Below are 24,178 nucleotides of genomic sequence, written 5' to 3'. Positions count from 1 at the left end.
GCGGGTCTTGCGGTCGACGTTGACGATCATCACCGAGACCTCGTCGCCTTCCTTCAGCACGTTGCGCGCGTCTTCGACGCGGTCGCGGCTGATTTCGGAGGCGCGCAGGTAGCCCAGCACGTCGTCGGCGAGTTGCACTTCGGCGCCGCGCGGATCAACCGTCTTGACCACGCCGTTGACCAGCATGCCGCGGTCATTGACCGAGGTGAAGGTCGCGAACGGGTCGCCGTCCAGTTGCTTGATGCCCAGCGAAATGCGCTCGTTCTCGACATCGATGCCCAGCACCACGGCCTCGACTTCCTGGCCCTTCTTGTAGTTGCGCACAGCGGTTTCGCCAGCTTCGTGCCACGACAGGTCGGACAGGTGCACCAGGCCGTCGATACCGGCAGCCAGGCCCACGAAGACGCCGAAGTCGGTGATCGACTTGATCGGGCCCTTGACCTTGTCGCCGCGCTTGACGGTGGCGCTGAACTCTTCCCACGGGTTCGCCTTGCACTGCTTCATGCCCAGCGAAATGCGGCGCTTGTCTTCGTCGATCTCGAGGACCATGACTTCGACTTCTTCGCCCAGGGTCACGACCTTGGACGGAGCGACGTTCTTGTTGGTCCAGTCCATTTCGGAGACGTGCACCAGGCCTTCGATGCCCGGTTCGATCTCGACGAACGCGCCGTAGTCGGCAATGTTGGTGACCTTGCCGAACAGGCGGGTGCCCGTCGGGTAGCGGCGGGCCACACCCATCCACGGGTCATCGCCCAGCTGCTTGATGCCCAGCGAAACGCGGTTCTTCTCGGCGTCGAACTTCAGGACCTTGGCGGTCAGTTCCTGACCCACCGTCACCACTTCGCTCGGGTGACGGACACGGCGCCAGGCCATGTCGGTGATGTGCAGCAGGCCGTCGATGCCGCCCAGGTCCACGAACGCACCGTATTCGGTGATGTTCTTGACCACGCCATTGACGATGGCGCCTTCGTGCAGCGTTTCCAGCAGCTTGGCGCGTTCTTCGCCCATCGAAGCTTCGACCACGGCGCGGCGCGACAACACGACGTTGTTGCGCTTGCGGTCCAGCTTGATGACCTTGAACTCCATGGTCTTGCCTTCGAACGGCGACATGTCCTTGACAGGGCGCGTATCGAGCAGCGAACCGGGCAGGAAGGCGCGGATGCCGTTGACCAGGACGGTCAGGCCGCCCTTGACCTTGCCGGAGACCGTGCCGGTGACGAAGTCGCCGGATTCCAGCGCGGTTTCCAGGCTCAGCCAGGAAGCCAGGCGCTTGGCCTTGTCGCGCGACAGGATGGTGTCGCCGTAGCCGTTTTCGACAGCGTCGATGGCCACCGAGACGAAGTCGCCGACCTGGACTTCAACTTCGCCCTGGTCGTTCTTGAATTCGTCGATGGGCACGTACGCTTCGGACTTCAGGCCGGCGTTGACCACCACGTGGCTGTGTTCGATGCGAACGACTTCAGCCGAGATGACTTCGCCGACGCGCATGTCTGCGCTCTTCAGCGATTCTTCAAACAGGGCTGCGAAAGAGCCTTCGTCGAAGCTGACTTCTTGAGTCTTGGGCATTGGAATTTCCTGTACCGGCAGCGAACGCGGCCGGTTTGGCGGTTTGCTAGGCCGCGGGGTTGAGTTGATGAGTTCACCGTCCCCGGGGTGGCGCAGGCGCGCCAGCAGGCAGGGGCAGTGGGCCCGGCCGTCGCTGAGTCAGCGGTTCAGAACGGCCTGCGGGCCTGCCACCAGCCCAACACCTGTTCGACCGACGCATCGATCGACAAGGCGGAGTTGTCCAGCAAGACCGCATCTTCGGCCGGTTTGCAGGGTGCAACGCTGCGCAACATGTCGCGCTCGTCACGGGCCCGCAGGTCGGCCAATAGACCGTCGAGTGTAGCAGCTACGCCTTTGGCCAGCAATTGCTTGAGCCGGCGGCTGGCGCGTTGCTCGACGCTGGCGGTCAGGAAAACCTTCAGCTCGGCAGCGGGAAAGACCACGGTGCCCATGTCGCGCCCGTCGGCCACCAGGCCGGGCAGGCGGCGAAAGCTCAGCTGCAGCTGGAACAGGGCCTGGCGCACGGCGGGGTGGACCGAGACCCGCGAGGCCATGCCGCCGGTGGATTCCAGCCGCAGCGGGTCGGTGATGTCGCGGCCGCCCAGCAACACGCGGTGGCCTTCGAAGCGCAGGTCCAGCTGGGCCGCCATCCGGGCCAGCGAGGCTTCATCTTCCAGCGAAATGCCGGCGTCCTGCGCGGCCAGCGCTGTGGCGCGATAAAGCGCGCCGGAGTCCAGCAGGTGGTACCCCAGCTTTGCGGCCAGCTCGCTTGCCAGCGTGCCCTTGCCAGAAGCCGTCGGACCGTCGACGGTCAGCACCGGCACGCTGCCGTCCAGCGGCTGCACCAGGTCGAACAAGGCTTCGAAATAGTCCGGGAAGGTCTTGGCCACGCAGCGCGGGTCTTCGATGCGCACCGGCACAGCTTGTCCGTCGCCCGCAAGCGGATTCAGTGCGGCCAGCGACAGGCACATCGCCATGCGGTGGTCGTCATAGGTATGGATGCTGGCGGCGCGCCAGGCGCCGGCCGGCAGCGGCTGGACCTCGATGAAGTCAGCGCCTTCTTCGACCGTCGCGCCCAGCTTGCGCAGCTCGGTGGCCATGGCTGCGATGCGGTCGGTTTCCTTCACGCGCCAGCTGGCGATGTCGGTCAGCCGGGTCGGCCCGTCGGCATACAGCGCCATCACCGCCAGCGTCATCGCCGCGTCGGGGATGTGGTTGCAGTTCAGCGCGATGCCTTTCAGCGGCCAGGCACCACGCTTGACTTCAAGCCAGCCATCGCCGCCACTGACCAGCGCACCCATGGCCTGCGCCGCGTCGATGAAGCGGATGTCGCCCTGGATCGAGTCCAGGCCCACGCCCTCGATGCGCACCGGCTTGTCGATCGCGGCGATGGCGCCGAGTGCGACGAAGTACGAGGCCGATGAGGCATCGCCTTCGACGTGGATGCGGCCCGGCGTGCGGTAGGCCGAGCCTTGCGGCAGCACGAAACGCTGGTAGCCGTCTCGCCGCACGTCAATGCCAAAGCGCGCCAGCAGCCGCAGCGTGATGTCGACGTAAGGCTTGCTGATCAGTTCGCCGTCGACTTCGATGGTCACTGGGGCATCGGCCGTGACCAGCGGCAGCGCGAGCAGCAGGGCGGTCAGGAACTGGCTGGAGACATCACCGCGCACGCGGATCGGCGCGCCGGTCCGCAAGGCATGCATGGCGCCATCGCCGACTCGCAGCGGCGGGTAGCCGGGCTGGCCGAGGTCGGCGACAGGGCAGCCGAGCTGGCGCAGCGCGTCGACCAGGTCCCAGATGGGCCGCTCGTGCATGCGTGGCACGCCGGACAGTTCGAAGGCGCCGCCTTGCGTGGCGGCCAGCACCGCCAGCGCGGCGGTCAGTGGGCGCATCGCAGTGCCGGCGTTGCCGAGGAACAGCTTGGCTTCGCGCGTGCGCAGCTGGCTGCCAATGCCGGTGACCAGCAGCGAAGCGCCGTTGCGCTGCAGCGTGCAACCCAGCGCTTCCAGCGCGGCCAGCATCACGCGGGTGTCATCGGAGTCCAGCAGGTCGCGCACGTCGGTTGTGCCTTCGGCCAGGCCGGCCAGCAGCAGCACGCGGTTGGAAATGCTCTTGGAGCCGGGCAGGCGCACCGTGCCGGCGGCGCTTGCCAACGGCGGCAGGTCGAGGAAAGCGGTCGAATACATGCGGGGATCAGGAACGGCGCGGCGCGCCCAGGCGCCATTGGGCACGTGCTTCGGAAATGCCTTGCACCAGCGCTTCCAGCGACTCGCCCTGGCAGTCGCGCAGGGTCTGCTCCAGCACGCCGAGTGCGCCGCGGAAGTACTCGGACTGGCGCAGCACCTCCTCGCGGTTGGTGATCAGGATGTCGCGCCAGACGGCTGGATCGCTTGCGGCAATGCGGGTGAAGTCCCGGAAGCCCGGGCCGGCCAGCGCGAGGAAATCCTCGCTCTCGGCCTGCTGCAGGATGCCGGTGAAATACGCAAAGGCCAGCAGGTGCGGCAGGTGGCTGATGGCGGCAAAGGCCGCGTCGTGCGCCTCGGGCGTCATCAGCCGCACATGGGCGCCAATGCCGGTCCAGACTGCGCGGGCCTTTTCCACCAGCGTGGGCAAGGTCTGCGGCAACGGGGTCAGGATGACTTGCCGGTCGCGGTAGAGCTGTGCATCGGCATGCTGCACGCCGGAAAGTTCCTTGCCGGCGACCGGGTGCGCCGGCACAAAAGCCACCGCGCGCTCCTTCAGCGAGCGCCGCGCGGCGTCCACCACGTCGCGCTTGGTGCTGCCCACGTCCATGAACAGCACGTCCGGCGAGACCAGGTGGCGGATGGCGCGGAAGGTGGCATCGGTGGCAGCCACCGGCACGGCGATCAGCACGATGTCGGCGCCGGAGACGGCCAGCAGCGCGCTTTCGGCCGACTGGTCGATCACGCCCAACTGCTTGGCGCGTTCGGTCGTCGAAGGTGACTTGCTGTAGCCAATCACGCGCTCGACCAGGCCGGCCTGTTTCATGGCCAGCGCAAACGAGCCGCCCATCAGGCCGCAGCCGATCAATCCCAATTGTTTGAACATCGTGTGGGGTCGCTCAGTGCACGTCCAGCGGGTAGGTGCCCAGCACCTTGAAATAGGCACAGGCCTGGCGGAGTTCCTGCATCGCGGTGTGCACATGCAGCTCGTCCGGGTGGCCCTGCAGGTCGATGTAGAAGTAGTACTCCCACTGGCCGGAGCGTGCGGGGCGCGACTCGAAGCGCGTCATCGACACATCGTGCGCCTTCAGCGGCTTCAGGATGTCGTACATCGCACCCGGGCGGTTCACCACCGAGACGACCAGGCTGGTGCAGTCGTGCCCCGAGGCTTTGGGGGCAGGGTGGCGGTGCGGGTCGGTGACGATCGCGAAGCGGGTGCGGTTGTGGGTGTCGTCCTGGATCGCGGGCGAGACCAGGTGCAGGCCGTATTCGCTGCCGGCGCGCACGCTGGCGATGGCGGCCAGCCTGGGGTTCAGCGCGGCCTGGCGCGCGGCCTCGGCATTGCTGGCCATGGGCTGGCGCTCGACGTTGGGCAGGTGGCTGGACAGCCAGCCGTGGCACTGCGCCAGCGCCTGCGGATGTGCGCAGACGACCTCGATGCCTTCCAGCGAGTTTTCCTTGCGCAGCAGGTTGTGGCGCACGAACAGGCTGGTCTCGCCGATGATGAACAGCGGCGTGGTCAGGAAGATGTCCAGCGAACGGGCGACCACGCCTTCGGTCGAATTCTCGACCGGGACGACGCCGAAGTCCGCAGCGCCGGCCGCGGTGGTGCGGAATACGTCGTCGATGCTGGTGCAGGGCACGCGCACGATGGACGAGCCGAAGTAGCCGAGGGCAGCTTCTTCGCTGAAAGTGCCGGCCGGGCCCAGGTAGGCCACGCGGGTGGGCGTTTCCAGCGCGCGGCAGGCCGACATGATCTCGCGCCAGATGGGCGCCACGCTGTCGGTCTTCAGCGGGCCGGGGTTCGAGGCCTTCAGGCCGTCGATGACCTGGGCTTCGCGCTCGGGGCGGAAGACCACTGAGCCTTCCTTCTTTTTCAATTCGCCGACGGCCAGTGCCAGGCCGGCGCGGCGGTTCAGCAGGGCCAGCAGGTCCTGGTCCAGCGAGTCGATCTGCTCGCGCAGCGCCAGCAGTTCGGGCGCTGGGACGGCAGGGGTGGCGGCGGGATTGCCGGAGGTCGGTTCAGCCATGGCGGCGCACAAAATCCTTCATGTACTCGACCAGCGTTTGCACGCCGGCGAGTGGCATGGCGTTGTAGAGGGAGGCCCGCATGCCGCCGACGGACTTGTGTCCCTTCAGCTGCAACAGGCCTGCTTCGCGAGCGCCGGCCAGGAAGGCTTCGTTGTGCGAAGCATCGGCCAGGAAAAACGGCACGTTCATGCGGGAACGTGCGTCGGCTGCCACCGGGTTGCGGTAGAAGCCGCCGTTGTCATCCAGATAGCGATACAGCAGCTGCGAACGTTCGATCGCGCGCCGCGCCATTTCGGCCACGCCGCCCTGGCGCAGCACGTGCTGGAAGACCAGCCCGGCGATGTAGATGCCGTAGGTGGGCGGAGTGTTGAACATCGAGCCGTGCTCGGCGACGACGCTGTAGTCGAAAGCCGTCGGGCAGATTGGCAGTGCGTGGCCCAGCAGGTCTTCGCGCACGAAGACGATGGTGAGCCCGGCAGGGCCGATGTTCTTCTGCGCGCCGGCAAAGGCCAGGCCCACGCGGGACCAGTCGATGCTGCGCGAGAGGATGTGCGAAGAGCAGTCGACCACCAGCGGCGCCTGGCTGCCCAGCGCGGTGAGGTCCGGCAGCGTTTGGAATTCCACGCCGTGGATGGTCTCGTTCGAGCACAGGTGCAGGTAGCTCGCACCTTCTCGCAGGTCCCAGCTTGCCGGTGCCGGCAGGGTGGTGAAACCGCTGGCCTCGTTGCTGGCGGCCACGTTGGCATTCGCGTAGCGGCCGGCTTCGGCCAGCGACTTCTTGCTCCACGCGCCGGTGACGACCACGTCCACCAGGCCGCCGCGCGACAGGTTCATCGGCACGATGGCGTTTTCGCCCAGCCCGCCACCCTGCATGAACAGGATGCGGAACTCGGGCGGCACCGCCAGCAACCCGCGCAGGTCGCGCACTGCCGTCTCGTAGATCTCGATGAATTCCTTGCCGCGGTGGCTCATCTCCATCACGCCCATGCCGGAGCCGTGCCAGTCCAGCATCTCGGCTGCAGCTTCGCGCAGCACCTCTTCAGGCAGCATGGCCGGGCCGGCCGAGAAGTTGAAGGGGCGGATACGCGCTGTCATGGCGGGCGGGTCGGCAGGAAAACGGAGAGGGCTGGCAGCCACAGGGCGCTGCCAGCAGGAGCGTGCAACTTACTTCTTGACCGGCGCCTTGGCGGCCGGCTTGGCCGCACCAGACGCCGCAGGCGCGGGTGCCGCCGAACCGTTGATGCCCAGCTTCTTGCGCAACGAATCTTCCAGCGCGCGCAGCTTCGGCTCCACCGTCGGCTTGGTGTCAGCCACCAGCTTCTCCTGCAGGCTGTTCAGCATCTGCGGGCCGACTTCATTGAACTTCTTCGCAGCCGGCGATTCCAGCCATGCGACCAACTGCTTGAGCTCGTCCTCGCTCATCTTCTCGTCCAGCAGCGAGCCCATCGCGGTTGGCGCCAGCTTGGTTGCGCGGTCGCGCAGCAGCGGGGCCAGTTCGTCATAGAACTGCTTGATGTCGGCTTGCACCGACTTGCCGACGGCTTCCTGCTTGTCCGCCGGAAGTTGGCTGACGGCCTGGCCGGCAACCTGCAGCACCTGCTGGGCCGTCTGGCCCGCGATGTTCTGGCCGATCTGTTCGATCGACGGTTGCTGGAGCTGGATCACGCGAGCGATCAAGTCCTTCTTGGCTTGCGAGCTTTGAGCCTGGGCGGCGCCGGTCAGGGCAAAGCCTGCCAGCACGAGTGCGGCGAGCCGTGTGCGATGGTTCATCATCATCCGTTGGTGTCCTCTGGGCCGGTGTCGGCGTCGGTTTCAGGTTCGATGGCGTCTGCCGCATCGTTTTCGACGATGCGTTGCAAGCCGGAAAGTTGGGAGCCGTCGTCCAGCGCGATCAGGGTCACGCCTTGCGTGGCGCGGCCCAGTTCACGGATCTCCGAGACCCGCGTGCGCACCAGCACACCCTTGTCGGTGATCAGCATGATCTCGTCGTTCGGGCGCACCAGCGTGGCCGCGACGACCTTGCCGTTGCGCTCGCTTTGCTGGATCGCGATCATGCCCTTGGTGCCGCGGCCGTGGCGGGTGTACTCGACGATGCTGGTGCGCTTGCCGTAGCCGTTCTGGGTGGCGGTCAGCACGCTTTGCGTCTCGTCTTCGGCAACCAGCATCGCGATCACGGTCTGCGTGTCTTCCAGCATCATGCCGCGCACGCCGCGGGCCTGGCGGCCCAGCGGCCGCACGTCGTCTTCGTCGAAGCGCACGGCCTTGCCGCCGTCGGAGAACAGCATCACGTCGTGCTTGCCATCTGTCAGCGCGGCGCCGATCAGGTAGTCGCCTTCGTCAAGGTCAACCGCAATGATGCCGGCCTTGCGCGGGTTGCTGAACTCATCCAGCGCCGTCTTCTTCACGGTGCCGCGCGCGGTGCACATGAAGATGAAATGGTCGGCCGGGAACACGCGGTTGTCACCGGTCAGCGGCAGCACCACGGTCACCTTTTCGCCCGGCTGCAGCGGGAACATGTTGACGATGGGCTTGCCGCGGCTGGCGCGCCCACCTTGCGGCACTTCCCACACCTTCAGCCAGTAGACGCGGCCGCGGTCGGAGAAACACAGGATCCAGTCGTGCGTGTTGGCAATGAAGAGCTGGTCGACCCAGTCGTCTTCCTTGGTCGCCGTGGCCTGCTTGCCGCGGCCGCCGCGCTTCTGGGCGCGGTACTCGGCCAGCGGCTGGCTCTTGAAGTAGCCGGTGTGGCTGAGCGTCACGACCATGTCGGTCGGTGTGATCAGGTCCTCGGTGCCGAGTTCCTGCACGTTGTGCTCGACCACCGAGCGGCGCGCGCCGACCTTGGTCTGGCCGAATTCCTGCCGCACGGCGGTCAGCTCTTCGCCGATGATGAAGGTCACGCGCTCGGGCTTGGCGAGGATGTCCAGCAGGTCGGCGATCACCGACATGACTTCCTTGTACTCGCCAATGATCTTGTCCTGCTCCAGGCCGGTCAGGCGCTGCAGGCGCATCTGCAGGATTTCGCTTGCCTGGTCTTCTGAGAGGCGGTACAGGCCGTCTGGCTGCATGCCGAAGTGCGCTGGCAGCCCTTCGGGGCGGAAAGATTCGCGGCCGCCCGGCGCGTCCTGCTCGGCGCGGGTGAGCATCTCGCGCACCAGCGAAGAGTCCCAGCTCTTGGCCATCAGGCCGGTGCGGGCGACCGGCGGCGTCGGCGAGTTCTTGATGATCTCGATGAAGTCGTCGATGTTGGCCAGCGCCACCGCCAGGCCTTCCAGCACATGGCCGCGCTCGCGCGCCTTGCGCAGCTCGTACACCGTGCGCCGGGTCACGACTTCGCGGCGATGCTCCAGGAAGATGTCCAGCAGCTGCTTCAGGTTGCAGAGCTTGGGCTGGCCGTCGATCAGGGCCACCATGTTGATGCCGAAGGTGTCCTGCAGCTGCGTCTGCTTGTACAGGTTGTTCAGCACCACCTCGGGCACTTCGCCACGCTTGAGCTCGATCACCACCCGCATGCCGGACTTGTCCGACTCGTCCTGCAGGTGGCTGATGCCTTCGATCTTCTTCTCGTGCACCAGCTCGGCAATGCGTTCCAGCAGCGTCTTCTTGTTGACCTGGTAGGGCAGCTCGTCGACGATGATGGACTTGCGCGCACCCTTGTCGATGTCCTCGAAGTGCACCTTGGCGCGCATCACCACGCGGCCGCGGCCAGTGCGGTAGCCCTCACGCACGCCATTGATGCCGTAGATGATGCCGGCGGTCGGAAAGTCCGGCGCCGGGATGATTTCCATCAGCTGTTCCAGCGTCGCGTCCGGCACCTTCAGCAGGTGCAGGCAGGCGTCCACTACCTCGTTGAGGTTGTGCGGCGGAATGTTGGTCGCCATGCCGACGGCAATGCCGGTGGCGCCATTCACCAGCAGGTTGGGCAGCCGCGTCGGCAGCACCAGAGGCTCTCTCTCGGAGCCGTCGTAGTTGGGGCCGAAGTCGACGGTTTCCTTGTCGAGGTCGGCCAGCATTTCGTGAGCGATCTTCGACAGGCGGATTTCGGTGTACCGCATCGCCGCCGCGTTGTCGCCGTCGACCGAGCCGAAGTTGCCCTGGCCGTCCACCAGCATGTGGCGCAGCGAAAAGTCCTGCGCCATGCGCACGATGGTGTCGTACACAGCCGTGTCACCGTGCGGGTGGTATTTACCGATCACGTCACCGACGATGCGGGCAGATTTCTTGTAAGCCCGGTTCCAGTCGTTGTTCAGTTCGTGCATCGCGAACAGCACGCGGCGGTGCACCGGCTTCAGGCCGTCGCGCGCGTCGGGCAGTGCGCGCCCCACGATCACGCTCATCGCGTAATCGAGGTAGGAGCGCCGCATTTCCTCTTCGAGGCTGATGGGCAGGGTTTCTTTGGCGAATTGGGTCATGAAGCGACAGGTCTGACCGGCCTTGACGCAGTGCGCGCGGGCGAAGCGTCCATTCTAAGCTGCCAGGCCTGTGGCTCATGAACAACAAGTTGGGCGTGATTGGTCGGCCGCGCCCAGAGAATACGAGCCAGCGGAAGCCCTATGGCACAATCAGTTGTCGCTGGTGAATGCTAGGGAAACCGAGCGTTTGCTGGGTATTTCGCTTCCGATTTGGACGTATCGCAGGCAACCTGCGGCTTTCCTTGAGAGGAGAATCATGAAGAAACTGAACAAGGTGGCGATGCTGTTCGCAGCTGCCGCACTTGCCGCGCCGATGTCGAGCGCTTTCGCCCAGACCGTCGATAACTGGCGCGCTTCCGATGGCACCGTTTGGAAAAACGGCACCAACGAACTGTGCTGGCGTGACAATTTCTGGACCCCGGCCACCGCTGCGCCCGAGTGCGATGGCGCGCTGAAGCCTGAGGTGAAGCCGGTTGCTCCGCCTCCGGCTGCTCCGGCGCCTGTGGCCCCGCCAGTCCCGCCGAAGCCGCCTGTCGTCGCTCCTGTGAGCGAGAAGGTGACCTATGCTGCCGACGCTTTCTTCGACTTCGACAAGGCTGTCCTGAAGCCCGAAGCCAAGGCTAAGTTGGACGACCTGGTCAGCAAGACCGCTGGTATGAACCTGGAAGTCATCATCGCCGTCGGCCACACCGACAGCGTTGGTTCTGACGCGTACAACCAGAAGCTGTCGGTTCGCCGCTCGGAAGCTGTCAAGGAATACTTGGTCAGCAAGGGTGTCGAAAAGAACCGCGTGTACACCGAAGGCAAGGGCGAGAAGCAGCCTGTGGCCGACAACAAGACCGCCGAAGGCCGCGCGAAGAATCGCCGCGTGGAAATCGAAGTGGTTGGTACTCGCGCCAAGTAATCGGTTTTCCGATCACATCGAAACCCCGCCCCGGCGGGGTTTTTTCATTTCTCGCCGTACCATTCAGCCCATGGTGAATGCAGATCCCCAAGAACTGAGCAAATTCGGCGAACTGGCCCACCGCTGGTGGGATGCAGACGGCGAATTCCGGCCTTTGCACCAGATCAATCCCCTGCGGCTGGACTGGATCGCCGGTCAGGCCAAGTTGGCTGGCGCCGAGGTGCTGGACGTCGGCTGCGGTGGTGGCATCCTGGCAGAATCAATGGCGCGTTGCCAGGCCACAGTGCTGGGCATCGACCTGTCGGTGAAGCCACTCAGAGTGGCGCAGCTGCACGCGCTGGAAGCCGGCGTGGAGAACCTTGTCTACCGCGAGGTTGCGGTCGAAGCCCTGGCCGAAGAGCGGCCCGCCAGCTTCGACGTCGTCACCTGCATGGAGATGCTGGAGCATGTGCCGGATCCCGCGTCCGTGGTCCGTGCCTGCGCCACGCTGGTCAAGCCTGGTGGTCGGGTGTTTTTTTCCACGCTGAATCGCAACCTGAAGTCCTTCCTGTTTGCCATCGTCGGTGCCGAACACGTGCTGAAGCTGTTGCCCAAGGGCACGCACGAGTACGCGCGTTTTTTGAAACCGAGCGAGCTGTCCGCCTTCGCGCGCGATGCCGGCCTGGAGGTCTCGGCGTTCAAGGGCATGGAATACAACCCGTTGACGCAGCGCTACTGGCTTTCCGCGCGCACCGATGTGAACTATCTGATGGCTTGCCGCAAGCCGGCATGAACCCGAGTTCACAAAGCCGGCCTGCCGCCGTCCTGTTCGACCTGGATGGCACGCTGATCGACAGCGCCCCCGACCTGGCGAACGCCGCAAACTGGCTGCGTGCGCAGCACGACCTGCCGCCGCTGCCCTACGCGCAGCTCCGGCCCATGGTGGGCAGTGGTGCCCGCGGCATGGTGGGCATTGCCTTCGGCGTCACGCCGGCTGACAACCGGTTCGAGGCCTTGCGCGATGCGTTTCTTGCCCGCTATGCCGAAGCGTTGTTGCAGGACACGATGGTGTTTGCCGAGGTGCAGCCGCTGCTGGCCTCGCTGGAGCGCGCCGGTCTGCCATGGGGCATCGTCACCAACAAGGCGACCCGTTTTGCCCAGCCTGTTGTGCAGGGCCTGGCCTTGCACACACGTGCCGGCACGCTGGTCTGCGGTGACACCATGCCTCAGGCCAAGCCGCACCCGGCGCCGCTGCTGGAAGCCGCGCGCCGCCTGGGCGTGGCGCCACAGGACTGCATCTACGTGGGCGACGATCTGCGCGACGTGCAAGCCGGCCAAGCGGCCGGCATGCGCACCGTGGCCGTTCGCTGGGGTTACCTGGGCACGGGCGAGCGCATTGAAGACTGGGGCGCCGATCTTGTCGTCGAAAACCCCGATCAGCTCTTGAACTGGCTGGATCTGGCTTAAACTAGACTGCTTGGGGCCGACCTGGTTTCGACGTTGGTACTGAGGTGGGACAGGGCATGCCGAGCACCAGTTCGCTCGTAAAACCACTGGAAACAAAGTAACTGCAAACGACTCTACGTTCGCACTCGCCGCTTAATTGCGGTTGAGCCTCTCAACGGTTGGCCTATGGGCCGGGTCTGAGCCGCAAGGCAAGGACTGAGAGGTTAATCACATAGGCTGGTGTTCCGGTTGGCCATGGGCCGGGATGCGAGATCAAGTGGCTGGTTGTCCAGATAGCGTGCTGCTGCGCGATCCGGATGACGAGATCCAAATCAGACAGCTAAGCATGTAGATCTTCCTGGCGATGGCTGACGGACGGGGGTTCAATTCCCCCCGGCTCCACCATTCACACAGGTTCACAGCGAACCGAAAGAGGCAAAAAGCCCTAGAGAATCAACGCTCTAGGGCTTTTTCTTTGCCTGGTTCTCTGCGGTGTGGAAAGCTGTCTTCATCCCCAGATCGACTGCCATTTCGCACCGGGTGAAAAACGAGAAAGCCGACCGCTTCCGCGAGGTGGATCTGGCCTATTGCTGTTTACACCCGTTGATGCCGCTGACCGGGAACTGGTAGCCACGGGCCTCGTAGGTCGAGGTCGTTGGCTGGTGCTGCAGCAACACCAGCGGCTGCACGGTTGCTGGCACCGAAGCTGGCATCTCGTTGCGCATGTGCTGGTATTGGCTCGGGTTTTCCCCGGCCTTTGCGTGGGTCAGGACGTCGGTGCAGACCCACCCGGTCTGACCGCCGTTCGGACCGCCGCGGGTGGCCGATTGCCACACACGCAGGTTCGACAGCTTGTTGTTGCCTGTCGTTGGGTCCGGCACCTGTGCGTTGAACACCACCGCAATGTTGCTGCCGCCGAGGTGGCTCACCTCGGGGTAGCCGGTGTTCATCGGCTCCTTGGAAAACGCCACGCTGTTCATGCTCCAGGCCGGGCCGCCGTCTTCGACCGAGGCGTTGAAGCGCCGGTAGTACGGGATCTTGGCGTCCGCATAGACCAGGTGGATGTTGCCCTGGTCATCGGTCGCGGTGCTGAAGTGGCTGGCGTAGGGGTCCTTGTCGGCCTCGCTGTCGGGGGTGCCCTGGATCAGGAGGGTTGAGGCTTGCCATTTGTCGTTCCAGGCGGAGCCCTTCGGAAGCTGGGCCCACCAGATGTCGGCGCCGTCTGCGAAAACCAGGCCAATGCTGTCAGGCGTGCGCACCAGCCGGCCACTCAGCTTGGGCGCATTGAGGGCGCGGTTTGGGTTGGCGCTGTCCCCAAAGGTCATGCCGGTGTCGCTCCAGGTGCTTCCGTCCTTGGGACGGTAGTACAAGCGCAGGACCGCCAGCGCCGTCTGGGTGGACTTGGTCTCCTTGGTGAGTGTCTGTTCAAGAAAGACAGCCCAGAAGTTGCCTGCATGGTCCTCGACCAGCGAAGGAAGGTAGGCCGGCTTGTGCTTGAAGGTCTTGTCGTCGTTCTCGCTGCCGGGGCGAACCACTTGCCCCGGGCCTTTGATCTTCCAGCCTTTGGCGGGGTCGTACTTCAACGGCGCGAAGCTGATGCCGTGCCTTGCTGTGGAGTACACGACCGACAGCAGGCCGGCATTGAGCGAGCCATCGGCGCTGCTGGCTTCGTCGGTATCGATGAGCACCACGCTGGGCATCCAACTGACCCCGTCGGTGCTGGTGCTGAGCTGCAACGCGTTGCCATTCACGCCGCTGTTGTAGAGCAACTGGTAACGGCCGTCATCGGTGATCCAGGAATGCTTCTGGTGCCGGAACGAGATCATCTCTTTCGCGGTGCTTGTCAGGGTTGTCGCCTGGCCCGGCTGTTCGGCGGCCTGCGCGGCGCCAAGAAGCAAGGCGCCAGCGGCGCACATCGTGGCGGACATCGTGATCGGCATCGAATGCATGGCTGTGTGACGCAAGGGCTGTCAGGTGAGGTGATTTACGGATTGTTACTCACGACGGCGTTTTAGGTGTCATTCATGCAGGGGATGTAATGCACGTGGCATTGTGATGCCCCGGTACGCCGTGTGTGATTACCAGAAAAATTCTGGAGATCATTGTCGGGTTGTGTGGCCGGCCCGCAGCACATCGCTCGCACCGCCCCCAAGCTGCCAGCTTCGGGTGGCATCCCGGGATTGGCATCATTTGCCAGTCACGAAGCCTGTCATACAGTGTCCGCAGGCGGGCCGCATGCTGTGTCGGGCTTGTCGTTGTTGTTCATCCGAGGAATTCGTGCGTACCTCTCATCATCGATTTGCAGCGTCGATCTCGCTGCTGGCCGGAGCGGCCATCCTGGTCCCGGGCGCAGTGCATGCCCAGCTGAAGCCGGGTTTTGTGCCGAACGAGACCTTGGCCGCGCCACGCAAGGACTTGCTGGATTCCGAGTTCAGCCAGTCGCGCAGCATGTTCACCTGGTGCGACAAGGACGGCCGGCTCTGGGTGGGCACGGTGGACCCGGCCAACGGCAACATCCTGAAGCCGGCCTACAAGATGCTGGATGCGCAAGCCATCACGCCGCAGGAGATGAAGATCACGACCAACGGGCCGGAGTGGGTCAGCACCGCCACCGGTGACCACGTGGTCTACACCAAGTTCGCAGGCGACCCGAAGGCTTCGACGACACGGCTGGCGCTGGTCGAGGGCAGTGCAGACGGCAGCACCTGGGGCACGCCCACCTTGCTGGGCCCGGACGCCGGCCGCAACGCGCCTTATGGCAGCGACGATGCGGACGATCCGAATCCCCGCATCAGCTACGTGGACGCCAGGAACAACCACTACTGGCGCTACCTCCATGACGCGGCGTCCGAGGTCAAGGTGCAAGGCATGAAGAAGACGCCCAAACCGATCTCGGTGCGCTTCTCCAAGGGCTACAACGGGCTGGTGTATTCGCAGGCAGTCGACGGCGTGAACCAGGTGTTCTTCCTGCAGCTGGACACCAAAAAGCTGGTGCAGATCACCAAGGACGATGGCGCCAAGGACGAACGCACCGTGCCGTGGATGTGGCGCGCGCCCGAGTTCAACGACAAGTTGACGGTGCTGACGACCGTCAACGAAAACGAGCTGCGCTTCTACCGCAAGCAGGACGGTGACGACGGCAGCAGCGCCTGGACCCAGGTCAACAGCATCAAGCTGGCCGAGGGCGACACGGTGGCCTCGCCCGAACCGTTCACCTACAACGGCAAGTCCTACGTGGTGCTGGCGGTCAAGCGCAGCGGCTACGACTACCCCACAGCGGTCTACATCGCGGCCGTGGCACCGGACGCGCCGACCCCGTTGTGGAAGGTCAGCGACGACGCCGACAACCACGAGCGCATCGATCCCGAAGTCTTCATCACCACCGCCAACGGCCCGGTGGTCTTCTACAACAAGTTCGACCCTTCGCAGGACACCACTGGCGAGCATCCGAATTGCGCGGCCTGCTCCGAAGGCCTGTACCGCGCCAGCACCGGTCTTTGAACGCCGCGCGCCATCCCGACGAACTTGGCCGGCCCGTGCGATATGCCGCATATGGCAGGCCTGCATCCCTAGTCTGCAGGGGTACGGGTAGACCCTGGGCGTCGCCCGTCCTCAGCCATACTTGTGACAAAGTGTTCAACACACTTCTGATGGCCGACGCTTCGCGAGTTGGCCCTCTCTGGTGCAGTGCGTTGGGCGCCGCGCCAGGTGTCCAGTGATCGATGTTGTTTCGAGGAAGTCGTGAGTCACAGCCCCATTCGAATGACCCGCCGGCCCGTGTTGGCCGCCACCCCATCCACCACCTTCTTCGCGCTGCTGGCCAGTGTGTGCCTGATGAGCCCCGTCCTGGGCCATGCCCAGGTGAAGGCCGGCTTCGCGCCGAACGAGGCGCAGGCCTCGACCCGCAAGGACCTGATCGACAGCGAGTTCAGCCCCTCGCGCAACATGTTCACCTGGTGCGACAGCCAGGGGCGGCTGTGGCTGGGCACCATCGACCCGGCCACCGGCAACATCCTGAAGCCGACCTACAAGCTGCTGGATGAAGACGCGATCACGACCAAGGAAATGCTGATCACGACCAATGGCCCGGAGTGGGTTTCCACCGCAACCGGTGACCATGTGGTCTACACCAAGTTCGTCGGCACGCCATCGGCCGACACGGCGCAGCTGGCGCTGGTGGAAGGAAGTGCGGATGGCACGACCTGGAGCGCACCCCAGCTGCTGGGCGCCGGCAATGCACCCTACGCCAGCGACGACGAAGGCGACCCCAGCCCGCGCATCAGCTACGTCAACGCGGCCAGCCAGCACCTCTGGCGTTACCTCTACGACGACGCTTCGGCCAAGAAGGTCAAGGGCATGACGGCGACCAAGCAGCCGGTGTCGGTGCGTTTCGTCAAGGGCGACAACAGCCTGGTCTATGCCCAGAAAGTCAAAGGCGGCAGCAAGCAGGTCTTCAAGCTGGCGCTGGATGACAGCAAGGATGCCGTGCAGCTGACCTTCGACGAAGGCGACAAGGACACGCACACGGTGCCGTGGATGTGGCGTGCGCCGGAATACAACAACAAGCTGGTCCTGATGACCACGGTCAACGAGAACGAGCTGCGCTTCTACAAGGGCGACGGCAATGGCAACTGGGCGGTGGTCAACAGCGTGACGATGCCAGCGGGCACGGTGGTGCGCTCGCCCGAGCCCTTCACCTACGACGGCAAGTCCTACGTGTCGCTGGCCGTCAAGAGCGATGCCTACGGCTATCCGACCGCCATCTACATCGCCGCCGTGTCGCCCAATGCCAAGACCAAGCTCTGGAAGGTCAGCGACGACACCGACCTGCATGAGCGCAGCGACCCGGAAGTCTTCGTGACCGCCAACGGACCGGTGGTGTTTTACAACAAGTACGACCCGTCCCAGATGACCGGCGACCAGACGGACCCGGCGCGCTGCTCGGCCTGCTCTGAAGGCCTGTTCCGCGCCGCCAGCGGGCTTTGAGAAGGCGGCGTCAGCCGGCCGCCATCAGGCCGCTGCGCACCTCCCTGACCAGTTCGTGCAGTTGCTCGATCTCGAACGGCTTCAACAGTGAGCGCACGTTCGGGCCGAAATCGCCGAGCCGGTCACCCATCGAGTAGCCGGTGGAGAAGATCACCCACATCGCCGGCTCGCGTGCGAGCACCCAGCGCGCCAGGTCCACGCCGCTCATCTTGGGCAGGCTGACGTCGGTCAGCACCAGGTCGAAAAGCCCCTGCTCGAAGGCCTCGATGGCCTCTTCGCCGGTGACGCAGCTCACCAGGTCCAGCCCTTCGTCTTCCAGCAGCCAACCGATCTGCTCGCGCAGGTCGTCGTTGTCCTCGACAAACAGCGTGCGCAGCCGCCGGGGCCCGGTCGCGCCCGCGGGCCCTGGCAGCGCTGCCGCGGGCGCCGGCGATGGCGCCGGACGCGGCGGCAACAAGGCCTGCACGGTGCGCACCAGCGCTGCGGGCGACACCGGCTTCTGGATGCAGCACTGGTAGCCCTCGTCCAGCGCGTGGCGCCTGTCCTCGGCGCGCACAAATGCGGTCACGGCGCAGGCCGGCAGTTGCTCGGCGTCCATGCCCAGTTGCGTGCGGATGTGGTGGATCAGCGCGTAGCCATCCATGCCTGGCATGCCCAGGTCGCTGAGCAGCACGTCAAATCGCTGGCCGCCCACCAGCAGGCCCAGCGCCTGCTCGGCGGTCAGTGCGGTCGTCACTTCCGCGCCGTGTTCGCTCAGCAGCCGCCTTTCAACCTCCAGCACGTCGGCATGGTCATCCACCAGCAGCACCGAGACGCCTTGCAGGTCGATCAGTTCGGCGCCCATCTGCAGGTCGTTGGCCTCCGGGCCCTGGCCGTCGCCGGGTGCCAGTTGCAGCGGCCCATCCGCGGCGCGCGGGAACTGCAGTGTGAAGGTCGCGCCCTGGCCAGCGCCTGCGCTGCTGGCGCTGACCTTGCCGGCATGCAGTTCGACCAGGTTCTGCACGATGGACAAGCCCAGCCCCAGGCCGCCATGCACCCGCGCCGCCGAGCCATCGGCCTGGCTGAAGCGGTCGAACAGCCGCGGCAGGAACTCGGCCGAGATGCCCTGGCCGGTGTCGGTCACCGAGAGCTCGACATGGCTTTGCGTGGCGCGGGTGGCCAGCGTCACGCTGCCGCCGGGTGGCGTGAACTTCAGCGCGTTGGTCACCAGGTTGGTGACGATCTGCGCCAGCCGCGCGGCATCGCCCAGCACGTCCATCGGCTGCCCGCGGTCCAGCTGCAGCACGATGTTCAGCGCCTTGCCCTGCGCGGCGGGCCTCGCAGTGTCTGCTGCGGCGGCGGCAACCTGGTTCAGGTCCACGCGCGCCACTTCCATGCGCAGCTTGCCGGAGACGATGCGGCTCATGTCCAGCAGGTCGGCGATCAGGTGCGACTGGGCCTGCGCATTGCGTGCGATCGCCTCGATGCCGCGGCGCAGCGTGTCGGCGTCCAGGGCCGGGCGCATCAGCACGTTGGCCCAGCCGACGATGGCTGCCAGCGGTGTGCGCAGCTCGTGGCTCAGCGAGGCAAGGAATTCGTCTTTCGCCCTGGCCACGCGTTCGCCCTCGTTGCGCGCGGCCTGCTCGGCCGCCAGCAGTTGCTCGCGCCGGCTGTCCACTTCGCGCCGATCGGTGATGTCATGGAAATACACCGAGAGCCCGTCGTCCGACGGATAGCAGTGGCAGTGGAACCACATGTCCAGCGGGGCAGGGTAGAAGGCCTCGAAAGAGACCGTCTGCCGGGTCTGCACGGCCTGCCGGAAACCTGCTTCGAAGGGCGAGTTCACGGCTTGCGGGAACTGGGTCCACATGCAGGCGCCGATCAGCCGCCCGGGCTGCATGCCCAGCAGCTGCGCGCCTTGTTCGTTGGCATAGGTGAAGCACCAGTCGCGGTCCAGCATCAACAGGCCATCGGTGATGCTGCCCATGATGGCCTGCAGCTTGCGGTCGGCCTGGCGCAGCGCCTCGGTGCGCTCGGTCACACGGCGTTCCAGGTTCTCGTTCAGCTCGCGCAGCTGCTCCTCTGCTCGGCGGCGCTCTTCGACCTCGATCGTCAGCGCGCGGTTGCTCAGCTGGATCGCGCGGTTCTTGCGGTCCAGGTCGGCAAACACCGCGACCTTGGAACGCAGCACCGCCGGGTTGACCGGCTTGCTCAGGTAGTCCACCGCGCCGGTGCCGTAGCCTTCCAGCACATGCTGGTCCTTGTCGTAGTAGGCGGTGAGGAAAATGATCGGCACGTGCGCGGTCTTCTTGCGCTCCTTGACCATCTGTGCCAGTTCGATGCCGCTCATGTCCGGCATGTGCACGTCCAGGATCAGCAGTGCAAATTCCTGTTCCACCAGCGCCAGCAGCGCCTGGTTGGCCGACTGGGCCCGCACCAGCCGGTAGCCAGGATCGTCGAGCAAGGTTTCCAGCACCACCAGGTTGGCCGGCTCGTCGTCGACGATCAGGATGCGGATCGGCTCCACGGCCGGCGCTGCCGGCTCGGTGCCCTCGCGCCCACCTGCCGGCGCGCGGCCGGTGCCGGTGCCGGTGCCCAGCGCGGCCGAGGGTGTCAACAGCGGACTGATCGGCGTTTTCATCGGAACAGCCAGACCCGCATCAGCGACAGCAGCTGGTCGGTGTTGACCGGCTTGGAGATGTAGTCGCTGGCACCGGCTTCCAGGCACTTCTCGCGGTCGCCCTTCATCGCCTTGGCGGTCAGCGCCAGGATGGGCAGGTTGCGGAACTCGGGGCTGGTGCGGATCTCGCGCATCGTTTCATAGCCATCCATGTCCGGCATCATGATGTCCATCAGCACCAGGCTGAGGTCGGGCGTCTGCTCGATCAGGCCGATCGCGGCGCGGCCGTTGGTGGCGGTCAGCACCTCCATCTCCTGGTTCTCCAGCAGCGTGGTCAGCGCGAAGATGTTGCGCGCGTCGTCGTCCACCACCAGCACCTTTCGGCCCTTGAGCAGCTCGGTCGAGCCATGCAGGCGCTGCAGGATCTCCTGCTTGTCTTCCGGCAGCCCGGTCACCACGCGGTGCAGGAACAATGCGGTCTCGTCCAGCAGCCGCTCGGGTGACTGAACGTCCTTCAGCACCACGCTCTTGGCCATCGCGCGCAGCTTCTTCTGCTCGGCGGCACTCAGATCCTTGCCGGTGAAGACGACCACCGGCACTTCCGCCAGCGACGGGTCGGCCTGCAGTTCCTGCAGCAGGCCGAAGCCGCTCATGTCGGGCAGGCGCAGGTCCAGCACCACGCAGTCGAAGCGTTCGTCGCGCAGGGCCTCCAGCGCTTCCGAGCCGGTGCCCACGGCTGCCAGCTCGATGTCTTCATGGTCGAGCAGCTCGACGATGGCCTTGCGCTCGATGTCGTTGTCTTCCACCACCAGCAGCCGCTTGGTGCGGGGGACGGAAAAGTCCTTGATGCGGTCCAGCGCGGCTTCCATGCCTTCGCTGGTGCTGGACTTCACCAGGTACGAAAACGCGCCGTGCGCCAGCCCGTGGTTGCGGTCTTCCTCGGCCACGCTGAAGATCTGCACCGGAATGTGGCGGGTCAGCGGGTCCAGCTTCAGCTGGTTCAGCACGGTCCAGCCCAGCATGTCGGGCAGGAAGATGTCCAGCGAGATGGCGGTGGGCTGGAACTGCCGCGCCAGCGCCAGGCCTTGCGCGCCCTTCAGCGCCACCAGGCACTTGAAGCCGCGGTCGCGTGCCAGCCCCAGCACGATGCGCGCGTACTGCGGATCGTCCTCGATGATCAGCAGCACCGAGTCGCCTTCGACGATCACGTCCCGGTCGTCGGCCACCACGGTTTCGCGGGCGACCGGCACCACGTTGCGCGTGTGCAGCACGTTGGCGGTGTCCAGGTCGGTGGCAATCGGCAGCGGCCGCAGGCCCTCGGCGCCGGCGAACTGCAGCGGCAGGTACAACGTGAAGGTGCTGCCATGGCCGTGCACGCTGGCCAGCTTGATCTCGCCGCCCAGCAGCAGCGCCAGCTCGCGGCTGATGGCCAGCCCCAGGCCGGTGCCGCCGTACTTGCGCGAGGTGCCGGCATCGGCTTGCTGGAAGGCCTCGAAGATCAGGCGCTGCTTGTCCGGCGCCACGCCAATGCCGGTGTCCTCCACCGCAAAGGCCAGCACCTGCGGCGCGTGGCTCAGCACCGGGTGGTCCGGGCTCCAGCCTTCGCTCGCCAGCCCCACGCGGATCTCCACATGCCCGTGCGCCGTGAACTTCACCGCGTTGGACAGCAGGTTCTTCAGGATCTGCTGCAGCCGCTTGGCATCGCTCTCCATGCCGCGCGGCAGGTCGTCTGCGAACACCACGCGGAAGGGCAGGTTCTTGGCCTCGGCCACGTGGCGGAAGTTGCGCTCGATGTTGTCGCGCAGCCCGTTGAAGCTGATCTCCTCGATCTCCACCGAGACCGTGCCGGACTCGATCTTGGACAGGTCCAGGATGTCGTTGATCAGGTGCAGCAGGTCCGAACCCGAGGAGTTGATGTTGCGCGAGAACTCGACCTGCTTGCCGCTCAGGTTGCCGGCGCCATTGCTGGCCAGCTGCTGGCTCAGGATCAGGATGGAATTCAGGGGGGTGCGCAGTTCGTGGCTCATGTTGGCCAGGAACTCGGACTTGTACTTGGAGGTGAGCGCCAGCTCGGCCGCCTTTTCCTCCAGTGCATGCCGGGCCTGCTCCACTTCCGAGTTCTTGCGCTCGACCTCGGCGTTCTGCTCGGCCAGCAGGCGGGCCTTGGTGCCCAGCTGCTCGTTGGTCTCCTGCAGCTCGCTCTGGCGCGATTGCAGCTCCACGGTGAGCTGCTGCGACTGCGACAGCAGGTCCTCGGTGCGCATCGTCGCCTCGATGGTGTTGAACACCGCGCCGATGCTTTGCGTCAGCAGTTCCAGGAAGGCCAGCGAGCCGCTGCTGAACTGCTGCAGCGTGGCGAGTTCGATGACGGCCTTGGTCTGCCCCTCGAACAGGACTGGCAGCACGATCACGCTGACGCGCTGCGCCATGCCCAGGCTGGACGAGATGGTGACGAAATCGGCGGCGACATCGGCCAGCAGGATGCGGCGCTTTTCCAGCGCGCACTGGCCGACCAGCCCCTCGCCCAGGCCGATGGTGTCGGCCAGCGGCACGCTGCTGGACTGTGCGTAGCTCGACAGCAGCTTCAGCCGCGCCGCACCCGTGTCCTCCGGCCCGGTGCCGCTGCCGGCCAGGTGGTAGATCGTGCCCTGCTGCGCCTGCACCAGCGGCGCGAGCTCGGTCAGCAGCATCTGGCTCACCGTCTTCAGCTCGCGCTGGCCCTGCAGCATGCCGGTGAACTTGGCGACGTTGGTCTTCAGCCAGTCCTGCTCGCGGTTGCGTTCGGTGGTCTCGCGCAGGTTCGAGATCATCGTGTTGATGTTGTCCTTCAGCTCGGACACTTCGCCCTTGGCGTCCACCTGGATTGCGCGGGTCAGGTCGCCCTTGGTCACCGCGGTGGCCACCTCGGCAATCGCGCGCACCTGCGTCGTCAGGTTGGCGGCCAGCAGGTTCACGTTGCCGGTCAGGTCCTTCCAGGTGCCTGCCGCGCCCGGCACGTGGGCCTGGCCGCCGAGCCGGCCGTCCACGCCCACTTCGCGCGCCACGTTGGTCACCTGGTCGGCGAAGGTGGCGAGCGTATCGGTCATGTTGTTGATGGTGTCGGCCAGCGCCGCCACCTCGCCCTTGGCCTGCACCGTGAGGCGCTGCGTCAGGTTGCCGTTGGCGACGGCCGTCACCACCTTCACGATGCCGCGCACCTGCTCGGTCAGGTTGGAGGCCATGAAGTTGACGTTGTCGGTCAGGTCCTTCCAGGTGCCGCCCACGCCGGACACCTGCGCCTGGCCGCCCAGCTTGCCTTCGGTGCCCACCTCGCGCGCCACGCGGGTTACCTCGCCGGCAAACGAGTTCAGCTGGTCGACCATGGTGTTGATGGTGTTCTTCAACTCCAGGATCTCGCCCTTCACGTCCACCGTGATCTTGCGGTTCAGGTCGCCGCGGGCCACCGCCGTGGTCACCTCGGCAATGTTGCGCACCTGCGCCGTGAGGTTGGCGCCCATGGTGTTGACCGAGTCGGTCAAATCCTTCCAGGTGCCGGCCACGCCAGGCACCACGGCCTGCACGCCCAGCCGGCCTTCGGTGCCGACCTCGCGCGCCACGCGGCTCACTTCCGAGGCAAACGCGCCCAGCTGCTCGACCATGGTGTTCATGGTCTCCTTGAGCTGCAGGATCTCGCCCTTCACGTCCACGGTGATCTTGCGGCTCAGGTCGCCGCGGGCGATGGCGGTGGCCACGTCCGCGATGTTGCGCACCTGGCCGGTCAGGTTGGAGGCCATCGAGTTGACGTTGTCGGTCAAGTCCTTCCAGGTGCCGGCCACGCCGGGCACGACGGCCTGGCCGCCGAGCTTGCCATCCGTGCCCACCTCGCGGGCCACCCGCGTCACCTCGGACGCGAAGCCGTTGAGCTGGTCCACCATGGTGTTCAGCGTGTTCTTCAGCGCCAGGATCTCGCCCTTCACTTCCACGGTGATCTTGCGGCTCAAGTCACCGCGAGCCACGGCGGTGGTCACGTCGGCAATGTTGCGCACCTGGCCGGTGAGGTTGGAGGCCATGGAGTTGACGTTGTCGGTCAAATCCTTCCAGGTTCCTGCCACGC

The 24,178-nt window shown here is 65.5% G+C and carries 15 protein-coding genes and 1 other RNA gene; 6 read left to right on the top strand and 10 right to left on the bottom strand.

Annotated features, from left to right (window positions below; genetic code table 11):
- The 7 genes from rpsA to gyrA form a co-directional block, all read right to left on the bottom strand.
- Positions 1 to 1,566, bottom strand: a 1,566-nt coding sequence (gene rpsA, locus ACAH41_RS23100) for a 30S ribosomal protein S1 (protein ID WP_370538494.1), incomplete at its 3' end; no start/stop codon positions are given.
- 146 nt (positions 1,567 to 1,712) lie between these two features.
- Positions 1,713 to 3,731: a bifunctional 3-phosphoshikimate 1-carboxyvinyltransferase/cytidylate kinase gene (locus ACAH41_RS23095; RefSeq protein ID WP_370538493.1), complete on the bottom strand. Its 2,019-nt coding sequence runs from the start codon at positions 3,729 to 3,731 to the stop codon at positions 1,713 to 1,715.
- Between the two features lie 7 nt (positions 3,732 to 3,738).
- Positions 3,739 to 4,614 carry a prephenate dehydrogenase/arogenate dehydrogenase family protein gene (locus tag ACAH41_RS23090; RefSeq protein WP_325649729.1) on the bottom strand — a complete coding sequence of 292 codons (876 nt, stop codon included), beginning with the start codon at positions 4,612 to 4,614 and terminating at the stop codon, positions 3,739 to 3,741.
- A 13-nt stretch (positions 4,615 to 4,627) separates the two neighbouring features.
- Positions 4,628 to 5,758: a prephenate dehydratase gene (gene pheA, locus ACAH41_RS23085; RefSeq protein WP_325649730.1), complete on the bottom strand. Its 1,131-nt coding sequence runs from the start codon at positions 5,756 to 5,758 to the stop codon at positions 4,628 to 4,630.
- Entirely contained in the window at positions 5,751 to 6,854 is a 1,104-nt protein-coding gene (gene serC, locus ACAH41_RS23080) for a 3-phosphoserine/phosphohydroxythreonine transaminase (protein ID WP_325649732.1), read from the bottom strand. The genes pheA and serC overlap by 8 nt, the downstream gene beginning before the upstream one ends.
- Positions 6,855 to 6,923: 69 nt before the next feature.
- Complete coding sequence (locus tag ACAH41_RS23075; RefSeq protein ID WP_370538492.1) at positions 6,924 to 7,535, bottom strand: DUF2059 domain-containing protein; 612 nt, start codon at positions 7,533 to 7,535, stop codon at positions 6,924 to 6,926.
- Positions 7,532 to 10,171, bottom strand: a complete 2,640-nt coding sequence (gene gyrA, locus ACAH41_RS23070; RefSeq protein ID WP_370538491.1) for a DNA gyrase subunit A — start codon at positions 10,169 to 10,171, stop codon at positions 7,532 to 7,534. Before gyrA ends, ACAH41_RS23075 begins: the two co-directional genes overlap by 4 nt.
- A gap of 256 nt (positions 10,172 to 10,427) precedes the next feature.
- Here gyrA and ompA point away from each other — a divergent pair, with 256 nt between their 5' ends.
- From ompA to ssrA, 4 genes are all read left to right on the top strand, one after another.
- A complete protein-coding gene (ompA, locus tag ACAH41_RS23065; protein WP_325649735.1) occupies positions 10,428 to 11,075 on the top strand; it encodes an outer membrane protein OmpA in 648 nt (215 codons plus the stop codon).
- Between the two features lie 70 nt (positions 11,076 to 11,145).
- Positions 11,146 to 11,847, top strand: coding sequence for a bifunctional 2-polyprenyl-6-hydroxyphenol methylase/3-demethylubiquinol 3-O-methyltransferase UbiG (gene ubiG / locus ACAH41_RS23060; RefSeq protein WP_370538490.1), 702 nt, complete (start codon positions 11,146 to 11,148; stop codon positions 11,845 to 11,847).
- The gene (gene gph / locus ACAH41_RS23055) at positions 11,844 to 12,521 is read left to right on the top strand and encodes a phosphoglycolate phosphatase (RefSeq protein WP_325649736.1); all 678 of its coding nucleotides are present in this window, start codon (positions 11,844 to 11,846) and stop codon (positions 12,519 to 12,521) included. Before ubiG ends, gph begins: the two co-directional genes overlap by 4 nt.
- A gap of 12 nt (positions 12,522 to 12,533) precedes the next feature.
- Positions 12,534 to 12,905: a transfer-messenger RNA gene (gene ssrA, locus ACAH41_RS23050) on the top strand.
- Positions 12,906 to 13,084: 179 nt separating this feature from the next.
- Here ssrA and ACAH41_RS23045 read toward each other — a convergent pair.
- On the bottom strand, positions 13,085 to 14,428 hold the full coding sequence (locus tag ACAH41_RS23045; protein WP_370538489.1) for a hypothetical protein: 1,344 nt from the start codon (positions 14,426 to 14,428) through the stop codon (positions 13,085 to 13,087).
- Positions 14,429 to 14,777: 349 nt separating this feature from the next.
- On the opposite strand from ACAH41_RS23045, the gene ACAH41_RS23040 reads away from it, so the two are divergent.
- Positions 14,778 to 16,001 (top strand): hypothetical protein, encoded by a 1,224-nt coding sequence (locus ACAH41_RS23040; protein WP_325649738.1) that lies wholly within the window; start codon positions 14,778 to 14,780, stop codon positions 15,999 to 16,001.
- A gap of 261 nt (positions 16,002 to 16,262) precedes the next feature.
- Positions 16,263 to 17,486, top strand: a complete 1,224-nt coding sequence (locus tag ACAH41_RS23035) for a hypothetical protein (RefSeq protein ID WP_325649739.1) — start codon at positions 16,263 to 16,265, stop codon at positions 17,484 to 17,486.
- 10 nt (positions 17,487 to 17,496) lie between these two features.
- Here ACAH41_RS23035 and ACAH41_RS23030 read toward each other — a convergent pair whose 3' ends face one another.
- Together ACAH41_RS23030 and ACAH41_RS23025 are read right to left on the bottom strand one after the other, a co-directional pair.
- Positions 17,497 to 20,106, bottom strand: a complete 2,610-nt coding sequence (locus ACAH41_RS23030) for a response regulator (RefSeq protein WP_325649740.1) — start codon at positions 20,104 to 20,106, stop codon at positions 17,497 to 17,499.
- Positions 20,103 to 24,178, bottom strand: a 4,076-nt coding sequence (locus ACAH41_RS23025) for a response regulator (protein WP_370538488.1), incomplete at its 5' end; no start/stop codon positions are given. The genes ACAH41_RS23030 and ACAH41_RS23025, both read right to left, overlap by 4 nt.

This window comes from Ideonella sp. (assembly GCF_041287625.1).
In the GTDB taxonomy this organism is placed as follows: domain Bacteria; phylum Pseudomonadota; class Gammaproteobacteria; order Burkholderiales; family Burkholderiaceae_C; genus Ideonella.
Note: the sequence above shows the minus strand (reverse complement) of the source record. Positions and strands in the feature narration are given on the sequence as shown.